Annotated in this window: 16 protein-coding genes and 2 riboswitches; of the genes, 3 read left to right on the top strand and 13 right to left on the bottom strand. The window is 38.2% G+C overall.

What is annotated here, in order from left to right:
* Nucleotides 1-10: 10 nt before the first annotated feature.
* Nucleotides 11-1126, bottom strand: coding sequence for an alanine racemase (gene alr, locus QRX23_RS03295; protein WP_330155912.1), 1116 nt, complete (start codon nt 1124-1126; stop codon nt 11-13).
* A gap of 91 nt (nt 1127-1217) precedes the next feature.
* Nucleotides 1218-1390, bottom strand: a riboswitch (Lysine riboswitch).
* 109 nt (nt 1391-1499) lie between these two features.
* On the opposite strand from alr, the gene QRX23_RS03290 reads away from it, so the two are divergent.
* On the top strand, nt 1500-2855 hold the full coding sequence (locus QRX23_RS03290; RefSeq protein WP_330155911.1) for an aspartate kinase: 1356 nt from the start codon (nt 1500-1502) through the stop codon (nt 2853-2855).
* A 241-nt stretch (nt 2856-3096) separates the two neighbouring features.
* On the opposite strand, the gene QRX23_RS03285 is transcribed toward QRX23_RS03290, so the two are convergent.
* Together QRX23_RS03285 and rbsR are read right to left on the bottom strand one after the other, a co-directional pair.
* Complete coding sequence (locus QRX23_RS03285; protein WP_330155910.1) at nt 3097-4119, bottom strand: DUF3114 domain-containing protein; 1023 nt, start codon at nt 4117-4119, stop codon at nt 3097-3099.
* A 38-nt stretch (nt 4120-4157) separates the two neighbouring features.
* The gene (rbsR, locus tag QRX23_RS03280; RefSeq protein WP_330155909.1) at nt 4158-5150 is read right to left on the bottom strand and encodes a ribose utilization transcriptional repressor RbsR; all 993 of its coding nucleotides are present in this window, start codon (nt 5148-5150) and stop codon (nt 4158-4160) included.
* Nucleotides 5151-5369: 219 nt separating this feature from the next.
* A riboswitch (THF riboswitch) is annotated at nt 5370-5462 on the top strand.
* A gap of 37 nt (nt 5463-5499) precedes the next feature.
* Here rbsR and QRX23_RS03275 point away from each other — a divergent pair.
* Complete coding sequence (locus QRX23_RS03275; protein ID WP_330155908.1) at nt 5500-6039, top strand: folate family ECF transporter S component; 540 nt, start codon at nt 5500-5502, stop codon at nt 6037-6039.
* A gap of 144 nt (nt 6040-6183) precedes the next feature.
* On the opposite strand, the gene QRX23_RS03270 is transcribed toward QRX23_RS03275, so the two are convergent.
* Nucleotides 6184-6498, bottom strand: a complete 315-nt coding sequence (locus tag QRX23_RS03270; RefSeq protein ID WP_277361926.1) for a hypothetical protein — start codon at nt 6496-6498, stop codon at nt 6184-6186.
* A gap of 187 nt (nt 6499-6685) precedes the next feature.
* Between QRX23_RS03270 and QRX23_RS03265 the strand changes: the two genes are divergently transcribed.
* Nucleotides 6686-7342, top strand: a complete 657-nt coding sequence (locus tag QRX23_RS03265; protein ID WP_002827576.1) for a metal-dependent transcriptional regulator — start codon at nt 6686-6688, stop codon at nt 7340-7342.
* 72 nt (nt 7343-7414) lie between these two features.
* Here the strand turns inward: QRX23_RS03265 and QRX23_RS03260 are convergent, their stop codons facing one another.
* The 9 genes from QRX23_RS03260 to rpiA form a co-directional block, all read right to left on the bottom strand.
* Nucleotides 7415-8050, bottom strand: a complete 636-nt coding sequence (locus tag QRX23_RS03260; protein ID WP_040760308.1) for a redox-sensing transcriptional repressor Rex — start codon at nt 8048-8050, stop codon at nt 7415-7417.
* Nucleotides 8051-8495: 445 nt separating this feature from the next.
* Nucleotides 8496-9791 (bottom strand): DEAD/DEAH box helicase, encoded by a 1296-nt coding sequence (locus QRX23_RS03255; protein ID WP_330155907.1) that lies wholly within the window; start codon nt 9789-9791, stop codon nt 8496-8498.
* 25 nt (nt 9792-9816) lie between these two features.
* The gene (locus tag QRX23_RS03250; protein ID WP_330155906.1) at nt 9817-10812 is read right to left on the bottom strand and encodes a Gfo/Idh/MocA family protein; all 996 of its coding nucleotides are present in this window, start codon (nt 10810-10812) and stop codon (nt 9817-9819) included.
* Between the two features lie 132 nt (nt 10813-10944).
* The gene (locus tag QRX23_RS03245) at nt 10945-11493 is read right to left on the bottom strand and encodes a cysteine hydrolase family protein (protein WP_330155905.1); all 549 of its coding nucleotides are present in this window, start codon (nt 11491-11493) and stop codon (nt 10945-10947) included.
* A 131-nt stretch (nt 11494-11624) separates the two neighbouring features.
* Nucleotides 11625-12992 (bottom strand): 23S rRNA (uracil(1939)-C(5))-methyltransferase RlmD, encoded by a 1368-nt coding sequence (gene rlmD / locus QRX23_RS03240; RefSeq protein ID WP_330156121.1) that lies wholly within the window; start codon nt 12990-12992, stop codon nt 11625-11627.
* 232 nt (nt 12993-13224) lie between these two features.
* Nucleotides 13225-14115, bottom strand: coding sequence for a zinc metalloprotease HtpX (gene htpX, locus QRX23_RS03235; protein ID WP_002827583.1), 891 nt, complete (start codon nt 14113-14115; stop codon nt 13225-13227).
* Nucleotides 14116-14128: 13 nt separating this feature from the next.
* On the bottom strand, nt 14129-14698 hold the full coding sequence (locus QRX23_RS03230) for a LemA family protein (protein ID WP_150177497.1): 570 nt from the start codon (nt 14696-14698) through the stop codon (nt 14129-14131).
* A gap of 430 nt (nt 14699-15128) precedes the next feature.
* Nucleotides 15129-16853, bottom strand: coding sequence for a phospho-sugar mutase (locus QRX23_RS03225; protein WP_330155904.1), 1725 nt, complete (start codon nt 16851-16853; stop codon nt 15129-15131).
* An 84-nt stretch (nt 16854-16937) separates the two neighbouring features.
* Nucleotides 16938-17627 (bottom strand): ribose-5-phosphate isomerase RpiA, encoded by a 690-nt coding sequence (gene rpiA, locus QRX23_RS03220; protein WP_164223388.1) that lies wholly within the window; start codon nt 17625-17627, stop codon nt 16938-16940.
* Nucleotides 17628-17852: the final 225 nt, after the last annotated feature.

The following is a 17852-nucleotide window of genomic DNA, read 5'->3' as shown; positions in this document are numbered from 1 at the left end:
TCTCCCCTTTTTAGTCGACAAGCACGCGCATGAGCCGATCCTGTAATCCTGTAGCAACCACCCAAGGTGCTAAGCCCACATGTTGCGCAACATCTTCAAGTGTATTTTCATATTGACCTTGCTTGCCAATGATTGTAACTACCGTACCAACTGGTAATTTCTCTGGTAAGGAAATCATCAGTTGATCCATTGCAATCTGTCCGATAATCGGTGCCTTTTGACCATTCACCAACACCTCAAATCCTTGGATTGGCCGTGGTAGACCATCAGCATACCCAATCGGTACCGTGCCAACCCACTCACCCTCGTGTGTATAGTACGTATGCCCGTAGCTAATCCCAACGTTTGCTGGCATTTGTTTTACAAATATGAGTTCCGTTTCTAATGTAAGCACCGGTTTTAGATAATTATCTGGTAATACTTCACCACGTGATGGCTCAATACCATAAACAACTGTTCCAGCACGAATGTAATCCGTTGGTATCTCATCCGCATGATACATGGCTGCACCAGAATTTGCCAAATGAACCATTGGTGGCATTGGTAACCCATCCGTCAACCGGTGCCAATTTGCCAATTGCTTCTGAAAATAATCGGTTGCTAATGAATCAGATTCTGAAAAATGAGTCATGATACTTTGATATTTAAAAAATGTTGGTTGTGATGCCAAGTATGTGATAGCTTCAGACAACGACTCACGATTGCGAAAGCCAATTCTTCCCATCCCAGTATCAACACCTAAGTTAACTTGTAACGTCGATTGAGAACCTGCCAGATTTTGCTGTGCTGCCTGCAACCAATCCAAATCACTGACTGTTGCAATTAAATCATTATCAGCAATCAACTTGGCATACTGTGGTAACGTGATTCCTAAAATAAGAACCGGCACGGTGATTCCCGCCTGTCGTAATGCTAAGGCTTCATCTAAAACTGCAACTGCTAACCCATCTACCCCTGCTTTGATTGCTGCTTGAGCCATTGGTATCAAACCAAATCCATAAGCGTTGGCCTTCACAGCTAAGAACATGAACTTTGCACCGCTCGCCTGACGAGTCACAGCCATATTATGTGTCACTGCCGCTTGTGATATTTTAATTCTTGTTGGTCTCGTTACTGCTACTACCATGATCAATGCCCCTTTAATTTTTAATTGCATAAAAAAACCGATTAACAGCACTATTGCACTGTCAATCGGACACATTTCTATTCCTTAAGACTGTGACAATAGCTCCCCGCTGATTCAGCGACAGTCTAATAGTTATTAGCTATTAGCCCAACAATACGGGTTACACAATCTGTATCATTTCGGCAACCGCCCCTTTTACTTAATATCACCGTCTGTGTGGACTCTACTAAGCGACTCTTGTTGGTTGCAACCTCTATTAATCATTAACGTAACATTAGAATATATTAATTTTATATCTATGTCAACCCTTGACATTCATCTTTTTTTCACTTTTAATTAGTGCCAATTAGGAATTTAATTGGAGGCATAAATAATGAAAGTTGTAAAATTTGGTGGTTCTTCACTAGCGACTGGTTCTCAGGTACAAAAGGTTTTAGACATTATTCAAGCAGATGAAGATCGTCGTATCGTTGTCGTATCAGCTCCGGGCAAGCGTTTTGATGGTGATATAAAAGTGACTGATTTATTAAAATCTTACGCTGATCAAACGATTGCTGGTGCTGACACAACTGAAATTTTAATGACCATTTTAGCTCGCTATCAAGAAATTGCTGCACATTTTTTGTTAGAAGATGATGTGATTATTTCACAGATTAAGCAACAACTCATTCATTTAAATCGTGTCCATTATCCATCATTTGACCATCTATACGCCGCTTTTATGGGTCATGGCGAATTACTAAATGCCCAATTAATTGCCGCTGTCATGCAAAAAAAAGGTTTGCCTGCCACTTTTGTATCACCAGCTGAATTAGGAATTACTGTGACAGGTTCGCCACGGTCTGCACGTCTTGATCAAGAAAGTTATCATGCCATTAGTAATTATCAAATTGATGACTCACGCCTCCTAATTATTCCTGGCTTTATCGCCTATACCAATGATGGTTATGCTGCCACTTTTAGCCGTGGTGGTTCTGACATTACGGGTGCCATTTTAGCACGTGGTTTCCATGCAGATTTGTACGAAAACTTTACTGACGTATCAGCCATCTATACTGTTAATCCAAAGATTGTGCCTCATCCACAGTCTATATCAGAAATGACCTATCGTGAGATGCGTGAATTGTCTTATGCTGGTTTCGCAGTTTTCCATGATGAAGCAATTATTCCTGTCATTGAAGCAAATATACCAATCAATGTTAAAAACACTAATGACCCCCAGGCGCCAGGGACAATGATTATGCCTAATCATGCCGTTAATCCTAGCAATCCCGTAACTGGTATCGCAAATGATAATCGTTTTGCAGCACTTTACTTACACCGCTATTTGCTAAATCGTGAAGTTGGATTTACCTTAAAAATATTGCAAATTTTGGCAACTTACAATGTTAGTTATGAGCATATGCCATCCGGAATCGACGATATGACGATTATCTTTGATAAAGCACAATTAACCCCTGAAATTAAAGCCCATATTAGCCATGATATCTATGCAATTATTGCACCAGATGAACTAGAATGGTTAGATGATTATGCCATTATTATGATTGTTGGCGAAGGCATGCAACAACATATTGGTACCTTTAGCAAAATAACTGCCGCATTGTCTGAGGCTGGTATTAATCTGCCCATGATTAATCAAGGAGCTTCACAAATTTCAACCATGATTGGCGTTCCTGTTGATCGCATGAATGAAGCTGTGCATGTTATTTATCACGCCGTTTTTTAATAGCAATAGTATAAAGAAGAGGTTGGCACAAAAAAAGTGCCAACCTCTTCTTTATACTATTGCTATTAAATTAATAAGATCGTACTCTTTACTTGTTATAGCATAAACGCGTTCCAAAAGTCTGAAGCCTCAATGTAACACAATTTACGCAATCCCTGTCCTTCGCTTTGCTACGGCCAAAAATTACGCAAATCATGTTACACACCGGCTTCAAAACAACTTTTGTCTCGCTCTCTTCTTGCTAAAATTGATTCTTCGCGTAATTACGTAAATCTGATTCAAGACCAGCATGGCGGTTTGCTGGCTTAACATCTAATGATTGATGAATTTGCCCACCAGCATTTGCATAATTTGTTGATTCCGTGTTAGCAATCATTTGTAATTCGGCTAATGAATAATCTTCAGATGATTCAGAAAATTCAAGTACCCCACGTTCATTAACTGTCTGATGAGCCTCTAAAGCTTGCCACATCGATACAAGTTCACCCTGGTTATTGAAAATTAATTCTAAGTGATAACCCGGTAATGCTACCTTGACATTATCTTTGTTAACGACCCCTCGATTATGAAAGTCCACATTTGGATATGAAACAGGGGTTCCGGTTAACTGTAGAATTTCCTCAGCAACATCTGTCTGATGCCAGTGATTACGTAAAATAAAATCAACAACTGGTTTACTTAAATAATATCGTAATTGATTATCCATAATCGTACTTAATTGACGACTTGTTTCATATTTCGAGCGAATACCGTTCCAAGCATGATGCTTTAGTCGTACCATAAAAGCAATTTGTTTGATGAATTCAAAATAATCCTGCACATCAGTAATTGTCTCAAGGTGAAAATAATATAAATCTTCATCTTTAATTTTATCTCTCGAGTACCAATCCCCTAACCGTGACATTCTCACAAAATTAGTTGGACTTACAGTCATCCCAAACAACTCGTACAACATTTCCAACCGATCAGCTGCTGGCACACCTCCGCGATGAAAGCCAGCTGTAAACATCGTCGTAAAAAGTGATGATCCAATCCGATGTGCTTCTATCCAATTTTCTGATAAAATGCGATTCATTGTTTGATCATTAAGTTGCTCATTATTAACAATCTCATCCACATAAGCAGCAATGGCTTTTGGCACCCAACCATCATTCATTAAATGTGTTACTTGGGTTGACAGTGCTGCTGACATAATAGCCTGTCGCTTATCTACCCCTGTCGGCGATTTTATTAATTCACGTGTTCGTTTGAACAGTCCTGTCATTATAAAATGACCTCCTTGCTACGATTAGCTTACCATATTTATGATATTGATGCAGTTGACTCGCGCACGATTAATTTTGTATCAAATGCTGCAACCCGGCGTTCAGCATCCGGATGGTTAATACGCTCAATGACCGTCTGCAATGCTGTCTCAGCAATTAACCATAGTGGCTGTTCAACGGTTGTTAGTGCTGGTCTAAAAAACTCAGCATAATCCGTATCATCATAACCAATGACTGACATATCTTCAGGTACCCGGATACCATGGGCATTCAAACCTGAAATTAATCCAATTGCTAGCTCGTCATTTAGTGCAAACGCAGCCGTTGCCTGTGTAATAGAAACTGCCATTGCCGCTGCCCGACCAGCATGCTTCGTTAAATTACGAGTAGCAACCTCACTAACTTTGGCCCCGGCTGCTAACATTGTTGCTTTAAATGATGCTGTCCGATATTGCAAATTATCAGTATAAACTTGATTACCTAATAGAACAACATGTTTATGTCCCAATGCTAATAAGTGTTCAGCTACAAGACGACCACCTTTTTTATCAGAAGCATAAACAGCATCTGCATCAAGTAATTCGTCATGATTCTCGAGTACAACTAAAGCAATGCCACGTTTTTTTAAACTACTAGCTACGGCAACAGGTTTCGCTAATTGACTTGCCATGATAATACCATGAACTCCTGAATTAACTAAAGTCTCAACTGTTTGATCCGCCTGTCCTTGTCTTGCCGTCATAATCGATAACGAGACATTATCAGGAATATTTTCTTGCATGTGTTGCACTAAATCGCCAAAGAATGGGTTACGTAAACTAGGTACAACCACCCCGACTAAAATTCTAGCGTCTTGCTTTAAACTGCGTGCACTGGCGTTTGGAACGTAACCAATTTCATCCCGAGCTGCAAACACTTTGGCTTTTGTTTTTTCAGAAAACCTTGTGCCTTTACCGTTCAATACTTGTGACACGGTTGCAATTGACACACCTGCTAGGCTCGCAACATCTCTAATTGAAACTTTTCCCATATCCGACCTCTTTATCTACTACTTATTTTAGCCCATTGTCACTAAGTTTTTTTATTGTTATCTCCCAATATTGACCCACGTCAAAACCCAGTGATTATCCTTATTAAAACATTTTACCAACTTTTTAAACATTTTAAACCCCAAGCTGCTTGTTTTATCTTTTTAAAAATTTCATTTTACTTTTATTTTCATTGCAGTATAATATAACATTGTTAGATGCACAGGGTAGATTGAGACGCGTTAAGTGCCATGGAAACGGAATGTGGGCCATGGACGAAGGATTACCGCGATGTCTTGATCACATTCACTGTAAGAAGTGAAACCCTCCAAAAAAAGGAGGTGTTTTCAAATGAAAACATTAGAATATGGTTTACCACGTTTACGAACGAAGCAATTGACAATGCTAGGGATTTTAATTGCCTTACAATTAGTCATCAGTCGTTTCTCATTGGGTACCGCCACGGTAAAAGTTGGCTTTACCTTCTTAATTGTCGGAATCATTGCCAAATGGTATGGTCCTGCCTGGGGGATGCTAGTCGCAATCTTTACTGATGTGCTTGGTAGTTTGATTAATGGCTATGGTTATTTCTGGGGATTTACCCTATCTGCTGTCTTGGGTGCTGCAATTTATGGTTTCTCTTTCTATAAGCAACAGACAATATCTTGGTTGCGAGTAATCATTACCGTAAGTATCGTTTTGGTCGTTGTTAATGTGATTCTTAACACACTATGGGTTGCCATGATCGGTAATATTCATAATAGTGGCACAATTATTTCTCTATTGTGGATCCGTATTATTAAACAGCTTATCTTTTTACCTATTCAAAGTATTTTATTATATTTTTTGCTTAACAATCAGACGATTGAACAATTACAACAAAAAATATAAAACAAATGAAAAGCCAGTCATAATATTGACTGGCTTTTCTGGTATACCGGCTGTTAAAGAAATATCTCTGTTACTTAAATCATAAAAAGTGTTATCATCAAAATGACTAATTATAGAAATTAGAAAGTATTTTTTAACCTATCATTAGTAACTTCGATGAATGCGCAACCCGATTTTTCGACAGGCAACCTCAAATGAACTAGCAAACTTATTACGGACATCTGGTGTGGCAAATGTTAATTTCGTTTCTGAACACACATCACCACATCCAATCCAGTAGACACAACTGTCATATACTTGACCAACAAAAATTTCTTGCTGGCCAGCAACCATTGATTCCAATGATGCAATCAGCTGACAGACAGTCTGCTCTGGAATATCTCGTGAGCTTTGTAATAGTTGCCGAATTACAGCACATTGGACTAACTTGTTCTCTTGGCACATTTGTACTTCTTGCATATCTAGCCTCCAAAACTTGTTTCTGACTTGTATCAGTTACTATTTAATTTTCCATAATTATGATAACCTATCATAAATGTTTTAACAAACATATAATTTTGTTTTCCTGAAATAAAACATGACTACCTGTTTCAACATACAATTAACAGCCTTAACTACTACACAACAAACGAGGAATTTTCACATTATGACCGAATCGATTTCTAAAACCCAGTATTTACAAACAATCTTAGAATTAAGCGGCGGCGATGAGTCAACAAAAATTTCAAATAATCAAATTGCTGAGCATTTAAATGTAACCCCTTCATCAGTTTCAAACATGTTAGCAAAACTTCAAGAAGCGGGCGAAGTTGACGTGGTCCCTTATTATGGTGTCACATTAACGAAACCTGGACGTGAAACTGCCTTACGTTTAATCCGATCACATCGTTTGATCGAGACATTTGGTGCCACAAAACTAGGACTGTCAATTTCCGAAGCTCATTCTAATGCTGATCATCTTGATCATGATGCAAATGATCAATTCATCAATGCGCTAGATAAATATTTAGATTTCCCATCACTAAGTCCCCAAGGTCTTGTCATTCCTGATATTGACCACCACTACTCTCCAAAATCATTACGGACATTGCGTGAAGCAACTGATAATGAAACTGTTACTATTAACAGTTTTACTGAGGATTTAGAGTTACTACAATATACTGAAACTTTACATCTAGACCTAAACAGCACTTGGACAATCAAAGAACGCCTGCCATTTGATGGACCATTGGTGTTAGTTTCTGGCGATAGGACAATCCAAGTCACACAACATGCCGCAGATTTTATCTATATCAACGACTAAACTATCCCATTTATATACAAAACACAAAAAAACATTGATGTCATTTCATCAATGTTTTTTTGTATTTATTATTTACTTTTCACCAAAATTATTAATAAAGTACAACAACGTTTGCAACTCATTTGTTAAGTCAACGTTCTGAACGCGAATTGATTTTGGTACATCTAAACGCAATGGCGTGAAATTCAAAATACCTCGAATGCCTGCCGTTGCCAAGCGCTTAGCAACGTCTTGCGCAACATCAGCAGGTACGGTGACAATTGCAACGTCAATTCGTTGATCTGTAATTTGCTTCTCTAAATCATCTAAACTATATACAGGAATTCCTGATTGAATTGTATTAACAATATCAGGATTAACATCAAATGCTGCTGCAATGCGTGCATTTGAACTTTGGTGAAAATTAAAATTCAACAAAGCTTGTCCTAGATTTCCTACTCCGACTAATGCAACAGAAGCTAAAGTATCTTGATTCAAAATTTCACCAAAAAACTTCATCAAAGCTTCCACGTCATACCCATACCCACGTTTTCCTAGTGCTCCAAAATAAGAAAAATCACGTCGAATTGTTGCAGCATCAAACTTTACTGCATCAGATAATTCATTTGATGAAACGCGGACAGTCCCAGAATCTAACAACAACTTCAAATAACGATAGTAAATTGGCAATCGTTTTGCCGTTGCTCTAGGAATATCATGTTCAACCATTTTGTTCGACCTCTTTTTCCAAATTTTAACTATTTCACAATCTAACTCCAACATTGTGAACCTCTTATTAGTTATAATCATACCATATATAGCACATTATGTGAACGAAATAACAATTATTAATTCACAAACCACCATTTTCTGTAAGCGTTTCCGGAATGCTGGATTTTTGATAAAAAAGTGACTGAAACTTCGGTGATAACCTTAAAAAAGAAGAGGCTGGGACAGATGTTGTCTCAGCCTCTTCTTTTTGTGCTAAAAGATATTAATTAAACGCATGTTAGTTTGACAGCATAAACGCGTTCCAAAAGTCTGAAGCCTCAATGTAACGCAATTTACGACATTTCTGTCCTTCGCTTTGCTTCGGCCAAAAATGACGAAAACTACGTTACACACCGGCTTCAAAACGACTTTTGTCTCGCTGTCTTTTTTGGCTAAAAATGTATTAATTATGTTTTGGCTTACCCTTATTTTTACGATGCTTACGCTTTGCGCGCTTTTCTTTATCAAAGCGCTCCTGACGTGAAATAACGTTTGTCACCTCAGACTTCTTACGTTGTGTTGCCTTATTATTAGTCCGTGGCTTGTCTGATGTTGAAGATGAACTAGGCGTTGCCGGCTTGCGTGGTGCTATTTTCTCAGCAACAATCGCTGTTTTTTTACTTGGTAATACATGATTACCAGAAATGGTCTGAATATCAACTGTTACCATTTTTTTTAAATCACGATAATCATGATCGTTTCCAAAGGAAATTACCGTACCTGCCTTACCCATACGCCCAGTACGCCCAGCACGATGTGTGTATGTTTCTCCATCACGTGGTAAATCAAAATTTATAATTGCCGGTAAATCAGGAATATCAAGGCCTCTAGCAGCCACATCTGTTGTGAGTAAAAATTTTGCTTTCCCCTGACGGAAGTTCGTTAATGATTTTGATCTGGTCGTACTAGAATCACCACGTACCAGCGTAGCCATTGCAACATGTTCATGGGCTAAAAAGCTTGCCGTTATTTTTAATTGCTTCGTTGTGTTAAAAAATACGATTGCTTGAAAATGTTTTTGCGTTGCCAATTGGCGCAATCTTTTTTGGCGTTGATCACGTGCTGTTGGCCAAAATTCATGTTTAATTGCTGTCGGAATTTTAACCTGACGTTGATCGATACGCAAAAAATCGCGGTTAAACAAACCACTTGCTGTTGACTGATCAACTTCTGTTGCACCAAATAATGCAACTTGTACATCATCGTCATCAATAGCATCCCAAATCAGGTCAATTTGATTTGCTGTGTCATCGCGTAACAATTCATCTGCTTCATCTAAAATCAACGTACGTAAACGTTCCAATTTTAGTTTACCATTTGCAATTAATTCACTAACACGTCCTGGCGTACCAATCAAAATTTCTGGATGTTTTTTTAATCGGTCCAGTTGATGCTTAATATTTGCACCACCTGTTAAGGATAATACCTTCAACGATAAAACATTCGCCCAATCACGGATAACACGAGTTGTCTGCATGGCTAATTCTTGTGATGGTGCCAAGATCAATAGCTGTTCACCATCTTCTGGCACCAATTCAGGTAGCAATGGCCACGTGAAAGCCAATGTTTTCCCTGTCCCTGTTGGTGCAAGTGCATCAATCGATTGGCCACTTGCTAGCGGTTCAGCGACAGCTTCCTGAATTGGTGTTAGTGTGGTAAACCCAACACTAGTTAATCGTTCTTCAAAACGGGAATCCATTTTGTCTCCTTTATATTGTGTTTATTTATTGTTCATCAGCAGGAAATACAATGCCTGCATCTTGGCGTAAATCAAACAAAACTTGGTTCACTGTTCGACTCAAAGTCAATAATTCTTGATATGCCTCAACTGTTTCATTTGGATTAGTCATCATGTCAGCAAACTTAACAACTTCCGCAATCATTGGATTTGATAATGGTTCCTGACTTAATTGATGAGCAGTACCGCCATCATCATAGTAAGTTACATTAAGTACTTCAGCGATATCCCCAATAACTAAGGTATCACGACGCCCTAAAATTTCTGAGGTCAAATGACTATTAGACCCCTTACCAAATTCAATTGTTACATCAAAATCGTTATAGCGTAGAATCGCAATACCACGACCATCAGCACCATTGCGTAACGGTGTAGCAAAATAATGACTTTGTTTTGGTGCCCCAAATAGCTTAATTGCTGCATAAATTGGATACACACCCAAATCAGTCAAAGCACCGGCACTAAAGCGACGACTTAACACGTTAGGTTCGTTACCTGCTAGATAATCATCGAAGCGTGAAGAATATTTTTCATACACAAATGTTGCCCCTGAAATTTTTTCCATTTTGGCAATTTGCTTTTCAATAATTTTAAAGTTTGCTTGCTGAATATGACGTGCTGCTTCAAATAACCGCACAGCTGGATGGTCATGTAATAATTCTAAAATAGCTGCATATTCAGTTGGATTAGAAAATGCTGATTTTTCCACAATTACATGAATATCATGGCTGATAGCTGCCTTTACCTGTTCAAAGTGTACGCTATTCGGTGAGGCAATATAAACAACATTGATGCCACTGGTATAAAAGCTTTCTAAGTCAGTATAAACTGCATCAACATTGAATGTTTGCGCAAACTGCCGACCAGTATCCTCGTGGCGTGAATATACTGCAGTTAATGCATATTGACCTGATTCATGAGCCGCTTGTACGAACTGCTTTGTAATCCAATTGGTTCCAATTATTCCAAGTTTGTATGCCATAATTAGTCTCCCTTATATACCGCATATACGTTTAGTTAGTATTAATTATATCATCATCAATAATAAAAACTGCTAGCTTTTGACTGATAAATAACTCAAAATCAAATTATTTAAATACCAACGAAGGCTATTTTAAATAATTTGCGCTCCTAGACTATTCTTAAAATGATCCAAAGCCCATTCTTGACCATGAGGTGTAAATGTTGCCACGCCCTCACTTGGAATAGTCAATTGATAGTTTAAATTGTAAGCATAAACTGCCGTATGAAGAACGCATATATCGGTGCATACTCCTACTAACCAAAGTTCATTCACATGTCGCTCTCTTAAGAAATTATCTAAGTTAGTATTTTGAAATGCAGAATAGCGGTTTTTATTAAATTGATAAACTTTTTTATCTCCCTGGTGCTTTTCATACCAATGCTGTAAGTCACCGTACAATTCCTGGCCCCAAGTACCAACGATATTGTGTGGTGGAAATAACTTGTGTTCGGGATGATAAATGTCATCCTTGAAATGCGCATCGGTTGGTAAAATGACATAATCCCCATTTTCCAAAAAAGTCTGTGCTTGGTGAACGATATAATCTTCCAAAATTTGTGCCGGTTTACCACAAGTCAAAGCGCCCTTATCAGCAACGAAATCATTTGTATAATCAATACTTACTAAAGCTTTTGTCATGTCTTGTCACCCTCCTCTTTTAATTATATCATGCCCTTAACTCACTTTTTTAAAAGTAACAAACTGATATAAAAATAGCTGCCAATCTAACCATTTTCATTGGATGGATTGGCAGCTATAAGTATCTTTAATTAGTTACGCTCAAGTACTGTCACTGACTCGATATGCGTTGTTTGTGGGAATTGATCAACTGGTTGAACATCCCCTTTGATTGTGTAGCCATTTTCTTTGAACTGAGCAACATCACGCACCAAGGTTGCCGGATTACAGCTAATGTACACAATTTTGCTTGGTGCCATAGCTGAAGCGGCATCAATTAACTCAGTCGTTAGTCCTTTACGTGGTGGATCAACGAAGATAACATCTGGTTTTAGACCATCTTGTTGCCAAGCAACCATCTTTTCTTCCGCTTTACCTAATTCAAATTTAACGTTATGGACATTATTCAAATCAGCATTACGTTTTGCATCATCAACCGCTCCTGGTACCACTTCTACACCAAGAACTGACTTTACCTTATCAGCAATCGTTAATGAAATAGTTCCAATACCTGAATAAGCATCGATGACCGTTTCATTACCTGTTAATTCTGCTTTATCAGCTGCTAACTTATATAGGATTTCAGTTGTTTGTGGATTAACTTGGTAGAAAGAATTTGGACCGATAGCAAAGGTCTTATCAAACAAAGTGTCCTTAATAACTTTGTTACCCCATAGAACATGGTTAACATCACCCAAAATAACATTCGTCTTATCCTGGTTAACATTCTGAATAATTGAAGTTACTTCTGGTAGCGCTTCTTTAATTTGTGGAATAATAATATTTGCGCCAGGAATACGCTTTGAACGCGTTACTAGCACAACCATCATTTCATGTGAATAGTATCCACGACGGACCATAATGTTACGAATAACACCTTTATGATGGATTTCATCATAAGCAGGCACATGGAACTTTCGTAAAATATCACGAATAATAACGATTGCTTTATCAATTTCCGGATCTTGAATATAAAAATCTTCAATTGGCATCAAACGATGTGAGCCACGACGGAAGAATCCCGTAGTTAATTGTCCCTTTATTTCACGGGCTGGAATTTGTGCTTTGTTACGGTAACCTGTTGGATTTTCCATACCAATAGTTGGTGCAACATTAACATCAATGTGTTGCTTACTAAATAATTCAGCAATCTGTTGTTGCTTAAATTTCAACTGCGCATCATATTTCAAGTGTGCTAGTGGTGCAATACCAGTTGTTAGTGCTGCTGTATTGACTTCATGATTACGGTTTGGTGATGACTCAATCGTCTTCACAACTCGTCCAAAGGCATAGTTACTAGTAACCTTTGTAATCCCCACACGAATTTTTTCACCAGGGACAGCATTTGTCACAAACACTGGGAAATCATCGACTTTAACAACACCATTTCCTTGATAGGTTAAATCAATAACTTCAGCATCAAATTCTTGATTCTTAACCACAGGGGCTTTCTTTTTCATCATTTTCTCCTTCTTTTGGCCTTTTCGACGACCAACAGTCATTTCATTGTATCACAGCGTCAGACAAAACGAAAAGGAAATATTGAAAAGAGAGCAAGAAAAAAGTCGTTTTGAAGTCGGCACGAATTGCGTTACATTTTTAGTTTTAGCTAAAAAAGGTTGGAACATTGTCTTTTGTCCCAACCTCATAAACGCATGCCAAAATATTTAATTCTTACTGTAACAACAATTATCACATCTTTTGCAATGCCGCAATGCGTTCCGACATAGGTGGATGCGTCGCAAAAAGATTTGTTAACTTCTTCTCTTTTAATGGGTTTGCGATGTACAACGCCGCACTTTCTGGTGAAACATTTTCATCCGACATTGGTTCACTTTGCGAAATTTTATTTAACGCATTGATCAATCCCTGTGGATTTCGTGTTAACTCCACCGCCCCCGCATCGGCAAGAAATTCTCGATTACGTGAAATTGCTAGTTGAACTAACGTTGCTGCAATCGGTGCCAATACCAAAACTAAAATTGAAGCAATCATGGCGATAATATTACCATCTTTATTATCACGATTTCGATTACCACCACCGAAATACCAAAAATGAGTACCAAAATTTGCCAGCATCGCAATTGCTGACGTCAAGGCAACCGCAATTGTTTGAATACGAATGTCATAATTACGAACATGAGTCATCTCATGCGCCATAACGCCCTCTAATTCTTCACGGTTTAATACTGACAGAATACCTGAAGTCGCTGCCACCGCAGCATGTTCAGGATCATTACCTGTTGCAAATGCATTTGGACTCGGATCATCAATAATAAATACTCGTGGCATCGGAACGTTAGCTACTAACGCCATATCCTCTACAATGTGCCACAAGTCAGGCGCTTGATCCGCACTCGTAATTTCTTGGGCATGATTTAGACTCATCACAACGTCAGTTGACTGGCTAAACATATAAACAGCATAAACAATCCCCGTCACGATCGCAATAATGACACCTGGTACCCATTCACCGAGCAAGTAATATCCTAGTGCTGCACCGACAATTCCCATGAACAAAAAGAATCCAATAAATAACACAATCGTTTTGCGCTTATTTTTTGCAATTTGTTCAAATAACATGGTCAATTACCTCTTAAAGGCCACGATCATCAAATGACACGTTGACCACTTCTCGTTCTTCAGCTGGTGTTTCCAAGAATTCGCTAGGCTTGAAACTGTGGATCTTAGCCACAAAATTCGTTGGGAACGACTGTAACTTTGTATTATATGTGGCAGTTGTCGTATTAAATAATTGACGTGAGTAAGCAATTTTATTTTCTGTATTTGTCAATTCTTCCATTAACTTATTGTATTGATTTGATGCTTTCAAATCAGGATAAGCTTCTGCAACTGCAAAAACTGACTTTAAAGAGCTCGTCAATTGGTCAGACAGTGCCATTGTTTTCTGATGGTCATCAGTTGGTGTTTGAGTTAGTGCATTACGAAGTCCAACCACTTTTTCCAAAGTTCCTTGTTCGAACTTAGCTGATCCTTTAACCGTCTCAACCAAATTTGGAATCAAATCGTTTCGTCGTTTTAATTGTACGTCAATTTGACTCCATGACTCTTGTGTACGCATACGTGCTTGCACCAGTCCGTTATAGATGCCGACCCATAACAAAGCTAGAACAATCACGATACCGACAATAATCCATCCAATCATCATTTTCTCCATTCTTTATGAATTACTCATAAGATGCTTTATAGTCTATCTAATATACATTGTACCATGCCCCAAAATTTACATTGTTTAATATTTACTTTTTTATAAAAAATGACCAAATATTGCGATGTCATTCTGGAAAGAAAGTGTAACAATCGACTGCTGTCTTTTGGAACATGTTTAAAGAGGCTGGGACAGATGTTGTCTCAGCCTCTAATTTTTGTGCTAAAAGATATTAATTAACCGCATGTTAGTTTGACAGCATAAACGCGTTCCAAAAGTCTGAAGCCTCAATGTAACGCAATTTACGTCATTTCTGTCCTTCGCTTTGCTTCGGCCAAAAATGACGAAAACTACGTTACACACCGGCTTCAAAACGACTTTTGTCTCGCTCTCTAAACGAATATCTAATGTTTAAAAATAGTTGATATTAATCGACATAATCAGCAATTGATTGTTGAATAGCTGCTAACTTATCATCAGCTATTTGTTGGGTTGTTCCATTAGTACCAACGTATAATTTAATTTTGGGTTCAGTACCTGAAGGACGTACAGCTACCCATGAGCCATCTGACAACCAGTACTTTAATACGTTAGCTTTTGGTAATGACATTGTTGTCTCCACACCTGTCTGGACGTCAGTCTCAGTTTGTAATGTAAAGTCAGCAAATTTTGTCACTGCAATATTTCCAAATGAAGTTGGTTGCTCTGCACGGAATTTTGCCATTAGGGCAGCAATTTTTTCTGCCCCATCAATCCCCTTAAAGGTTAGTGATTGTGTATTTTCTACAAAGTAACCATACTCTGCAAACAAATTTTGCAAACCATCATACAATGTCTTACCAAGTGACTTGTAGTAAGCTGCAACCTCTGCTAGCAAAACAGTTGCTTGAATAGAATCTTTATCACGAGCAAATGATTTTACTAAGTATCCATATGATTCTTCAAAACCAAATAAGAAGGTATGCTCATGTGTTGATTCATAATTTTGAATCTGCTCCGCAATATACTTAAATCCTGTCAATACATTAATTGTTTCAATATTAAAACTCTTCGCAATATCTGCTGCGAATTCTGATGATACAATTGATTTAACAAGAACACCGTTAGCTGGTAATGTTCCTGCTGCTTTTTTAGCAGTTAATAAGTAGTGCAACAAAATTGCACCAATTTGATTACCAGTTAGCAATTGATACTCACCTGATGGCAAGCGAACAGCCGTTCCCATACGATCAGCATCCGGGTCAACCCCAATCACAACATCAGCCCCTTGCTTTTTAGCCAATGCAATGCCCATTGCTAATGCTGCTGGATCTTCAGGATTTGGCAAAGTTACTGTTGGAAAATCACCATCTGGTTGCTCTTGCTCTGGCACGATTGTAACATTCTTGAAACCTGCGTTATTCAAAGCTTGACCTGCAATCAACGCACCAGTACCATGAAGTGGTGAGTAAACCAACTTCATATCACGTCCCTCTTTATTGACCAATTCTTGATCAACTGTTACCGTCTTGATTTCAGACAAATAAGCATCATCAACGTCCTTACCAATAGTTACCAACAATCCAGCTGCTTCTAGTTCAGCTTGTGATTTTACTGGCACCGCAAACATATCTGCTTCACGAATAGATGCCGTAATGATATCAGACTCCTTTGGTGGCATTTGACCACCATCTTCACCATAAATCTTGTATCCGTTATACTCTTTTGGATTGTGCGAAGCTGTAATCATAATACCCGCATAAGCCTTAAAATATCGTACCGTAAAAGATAACTCTGGTGTTGGACGTAATGATTCGAAAACATACGCCTTAATACCATGTGCCCCTAATACCTTAGCTGATTCAAAAGCAAACTCTTGTGAGAAATGACGTGAATCATATGAAATGGCAACGCCACGTGCTTTTACGTCTTCAGATAATGAATCCATCAAACGTGCTAATCCCTCAGTAGCTTGTCGCACTGTATAGATGTTCATGCGATTAATTCCGGCCCCTAGCAGACCACGCATACCGGCGGTTCCAAATGATAATGGTTGATAGAAAGCATCCTCTGCTTGTTGATCATCCTTTGCTAATGCATCCATCTCATTTTTTAAATATTCTGGTAAATCATTACGCTTTGTCCATACTTGAAAATTATCTTGCCAAGTCATCTCTGTCATTCTCCTTTATTATTATGTTCCCCAATATAACTAATTTCATTGTACCATAGGATTATTCAGTTATTTAGTCCAACCTTATGGCTTCGTATTAGAAATTAATGTTGGTTGATTACCACCGATAATCACTTCATCAACCGTTTTTAAAAACAAACCATGTTCAACAACCCCGATCGTTTGTTCCAAAAAATATGCTAAACTCTGGGGATATTCAATACGATTCAAGTGTAAATCAATAATATAATTACCAACATCAGTTGTAACCCGTTCACCAGTCGCTGTCCGACGAAAAGTAGGCTGCATATCTGCTGCCAAAAATTTTTTCAACAGATGGTGGCTACCATAAGGCACCACTTCAACAGGTAATGGAAACTGGCCGATGACCTCATGATACTTTGATTCATCAATAATCCAAATATTCTTCTTCGAATTCAAAGCCACAATTTTTTCAAATAATAACGCTGCACCACCACCCTTAATACCATTTAGCTGATGGTCAACTTCATCTGCACCATCAATCGTTAAATCGATCATTGGTACTTCGTCAACAGAAGCAAGCTTAATCCCCAATGATTTTGCTAATGATGACGTTTTATTTGAGGTTGTCACCCCAGTAATATTCAGACCTTCATTGTTGATTCTGGCAGCCAACGCTTCAATAAAAAAACGTACGGTCGACCCTGTTCCCAAACCAACAATCATGCCATCAGTAATTAAAGTCGCTGCAAATTCGCCAGCTTGCTGTTTTTGAATAATTTGTTGATCAATCACTATGTGTTCCTCCTTTTCCCCCTGACAGTAAATTAATTTTACCGATAAAGCATAAAAAAAGATAGCAATAAACGTGTTTACTATCGAACCAATATTTATAACCAAAAGAATCTGAATCATAAAATTTTTTAGACTAAAAAAAATCAAGCTACCGTTGTTAATGTGGTAACTTGATGTTTTTAAACGGAGTTTAGGCCAAAAGAAAATGTTCCAAACTCTTCT

Origin of the sequence: Weissella paramesenteroides (genome assembly GCF_036327715.1) — a bacterium.
In the GTDB taxonomy this organism is placed as follows: Bacteria; Bacillota; Bacilli; order Lactobacillales; family Lactobacillaceae; genus Weissella; species Weissella paramesenteroides.
Note: the sequence above shows the minus strand (reverse complement) of the source record. Positions and strands in the feature narration are given on the sequence as shown.

Bases quoted from the DNA above. Each gene is read 5' to 3' on its own strand.
- QRX23_RS03250 (WP_330155906.1), bottom strand. From the start codon at position 10,812: ATGGCATACAAACTTGGAATAATTGGAACCAATTGGATTACAAAGCAG.
- QRX23_RS03260 (WP_040760308.1), bottom strand. From the start codon at position 8,050: ATGGTTGAACATGATATTCCTAGAGCAACGGCAAAACGATTGCCAATT.
- QRX23_RS03270 (WP_277361926.1), bottom strand. From the start codon at position 6,498: ATGCAAGAAGTACAAATGTGCCAAGAGAACAAGTTAGTCCAATGTGCT.
- QRX23_RS03265 (WP_002827576.1), top strand. From the start codon at position 6,686: ATGACCGAATCGATTTCTAAAACCCAGTATTTACAAACAATCTTAGAA.
- QRX23_RS03275 (WP_330155908.1), top strand. From the start codon at position 5,500: ATGAAAACATTAGAATATGGTTTACCACGTTTACGAACGAAGCAATTG.
- QRX23_RS03230 (WP_150177497.1), bottom strand. From the start codon at position 14,698: ATGATTGGATGGATTATTGTCGGTATCGTGATTGTTCTAGCTTTGTTA.
- QRX23_RS03245 (WP_330155905.1), bottom strand. From the start codon at position 11,493: ATGACAAAAGCTTTAGTAAGTATTGATTATACAAATGATTTCGTTGCT.
- rbsR (WP_330155909.1), bottom strand. From the start codon at position 5,150: ATGGGAAAAGTTTCAATTAGAGATGTTGCGAGCCTAGCAGGTGTGTCA.
- QRX23_RS03225 (WP_330155904.1), bottom strand. From the start codon at position 16,853: ATGACTTGGCAAGATAATTTTCAAGTATGGACAAAGCGTAATGATTTA.
- QRX23_RS03290 (WP_330155911.1), top strand. From the start codon at position 1,500: ATGAAAGTTGTAAAATTTGGTGGTTCTTCACTAGCGACTGGTTCTCAG.
- QRX23_RS03285 (WP_330155910.1), bottom strand. From the start codon at position 4,119: ATGACAGGACTGTTCAAACGAACACGTGAATTAATAAAATCGCCGACA.
- QRX23_RS03255 (WP_330155907.1), bottom strand. From the start codon at position 9,791: ATGGATTCCCGTTTTGAAGAACGATTAACTAGTGTTGGGTTTACCACA.
- htpX (WP_002827583.1), bottom strand. From the start codon at position 14,115: ATGTTATTTGAACAAATTGCAAAAAATAAGCGCAAAACGATTGTGTTA.
- rlmD (WP_330156121.1), bottom strand. From the start codon at position 12,992: ATGAAAAAGAAAGCCCCTGTGGTTAAGAATCAAGAATTTGATGCTGAA.
- alr (WP_330155912.1), bottom strand. From the start codon at position 1,126: ATGGTAGTAGCAGTAACGAGACCAACAAGAATTAAAATATCACAAGCG.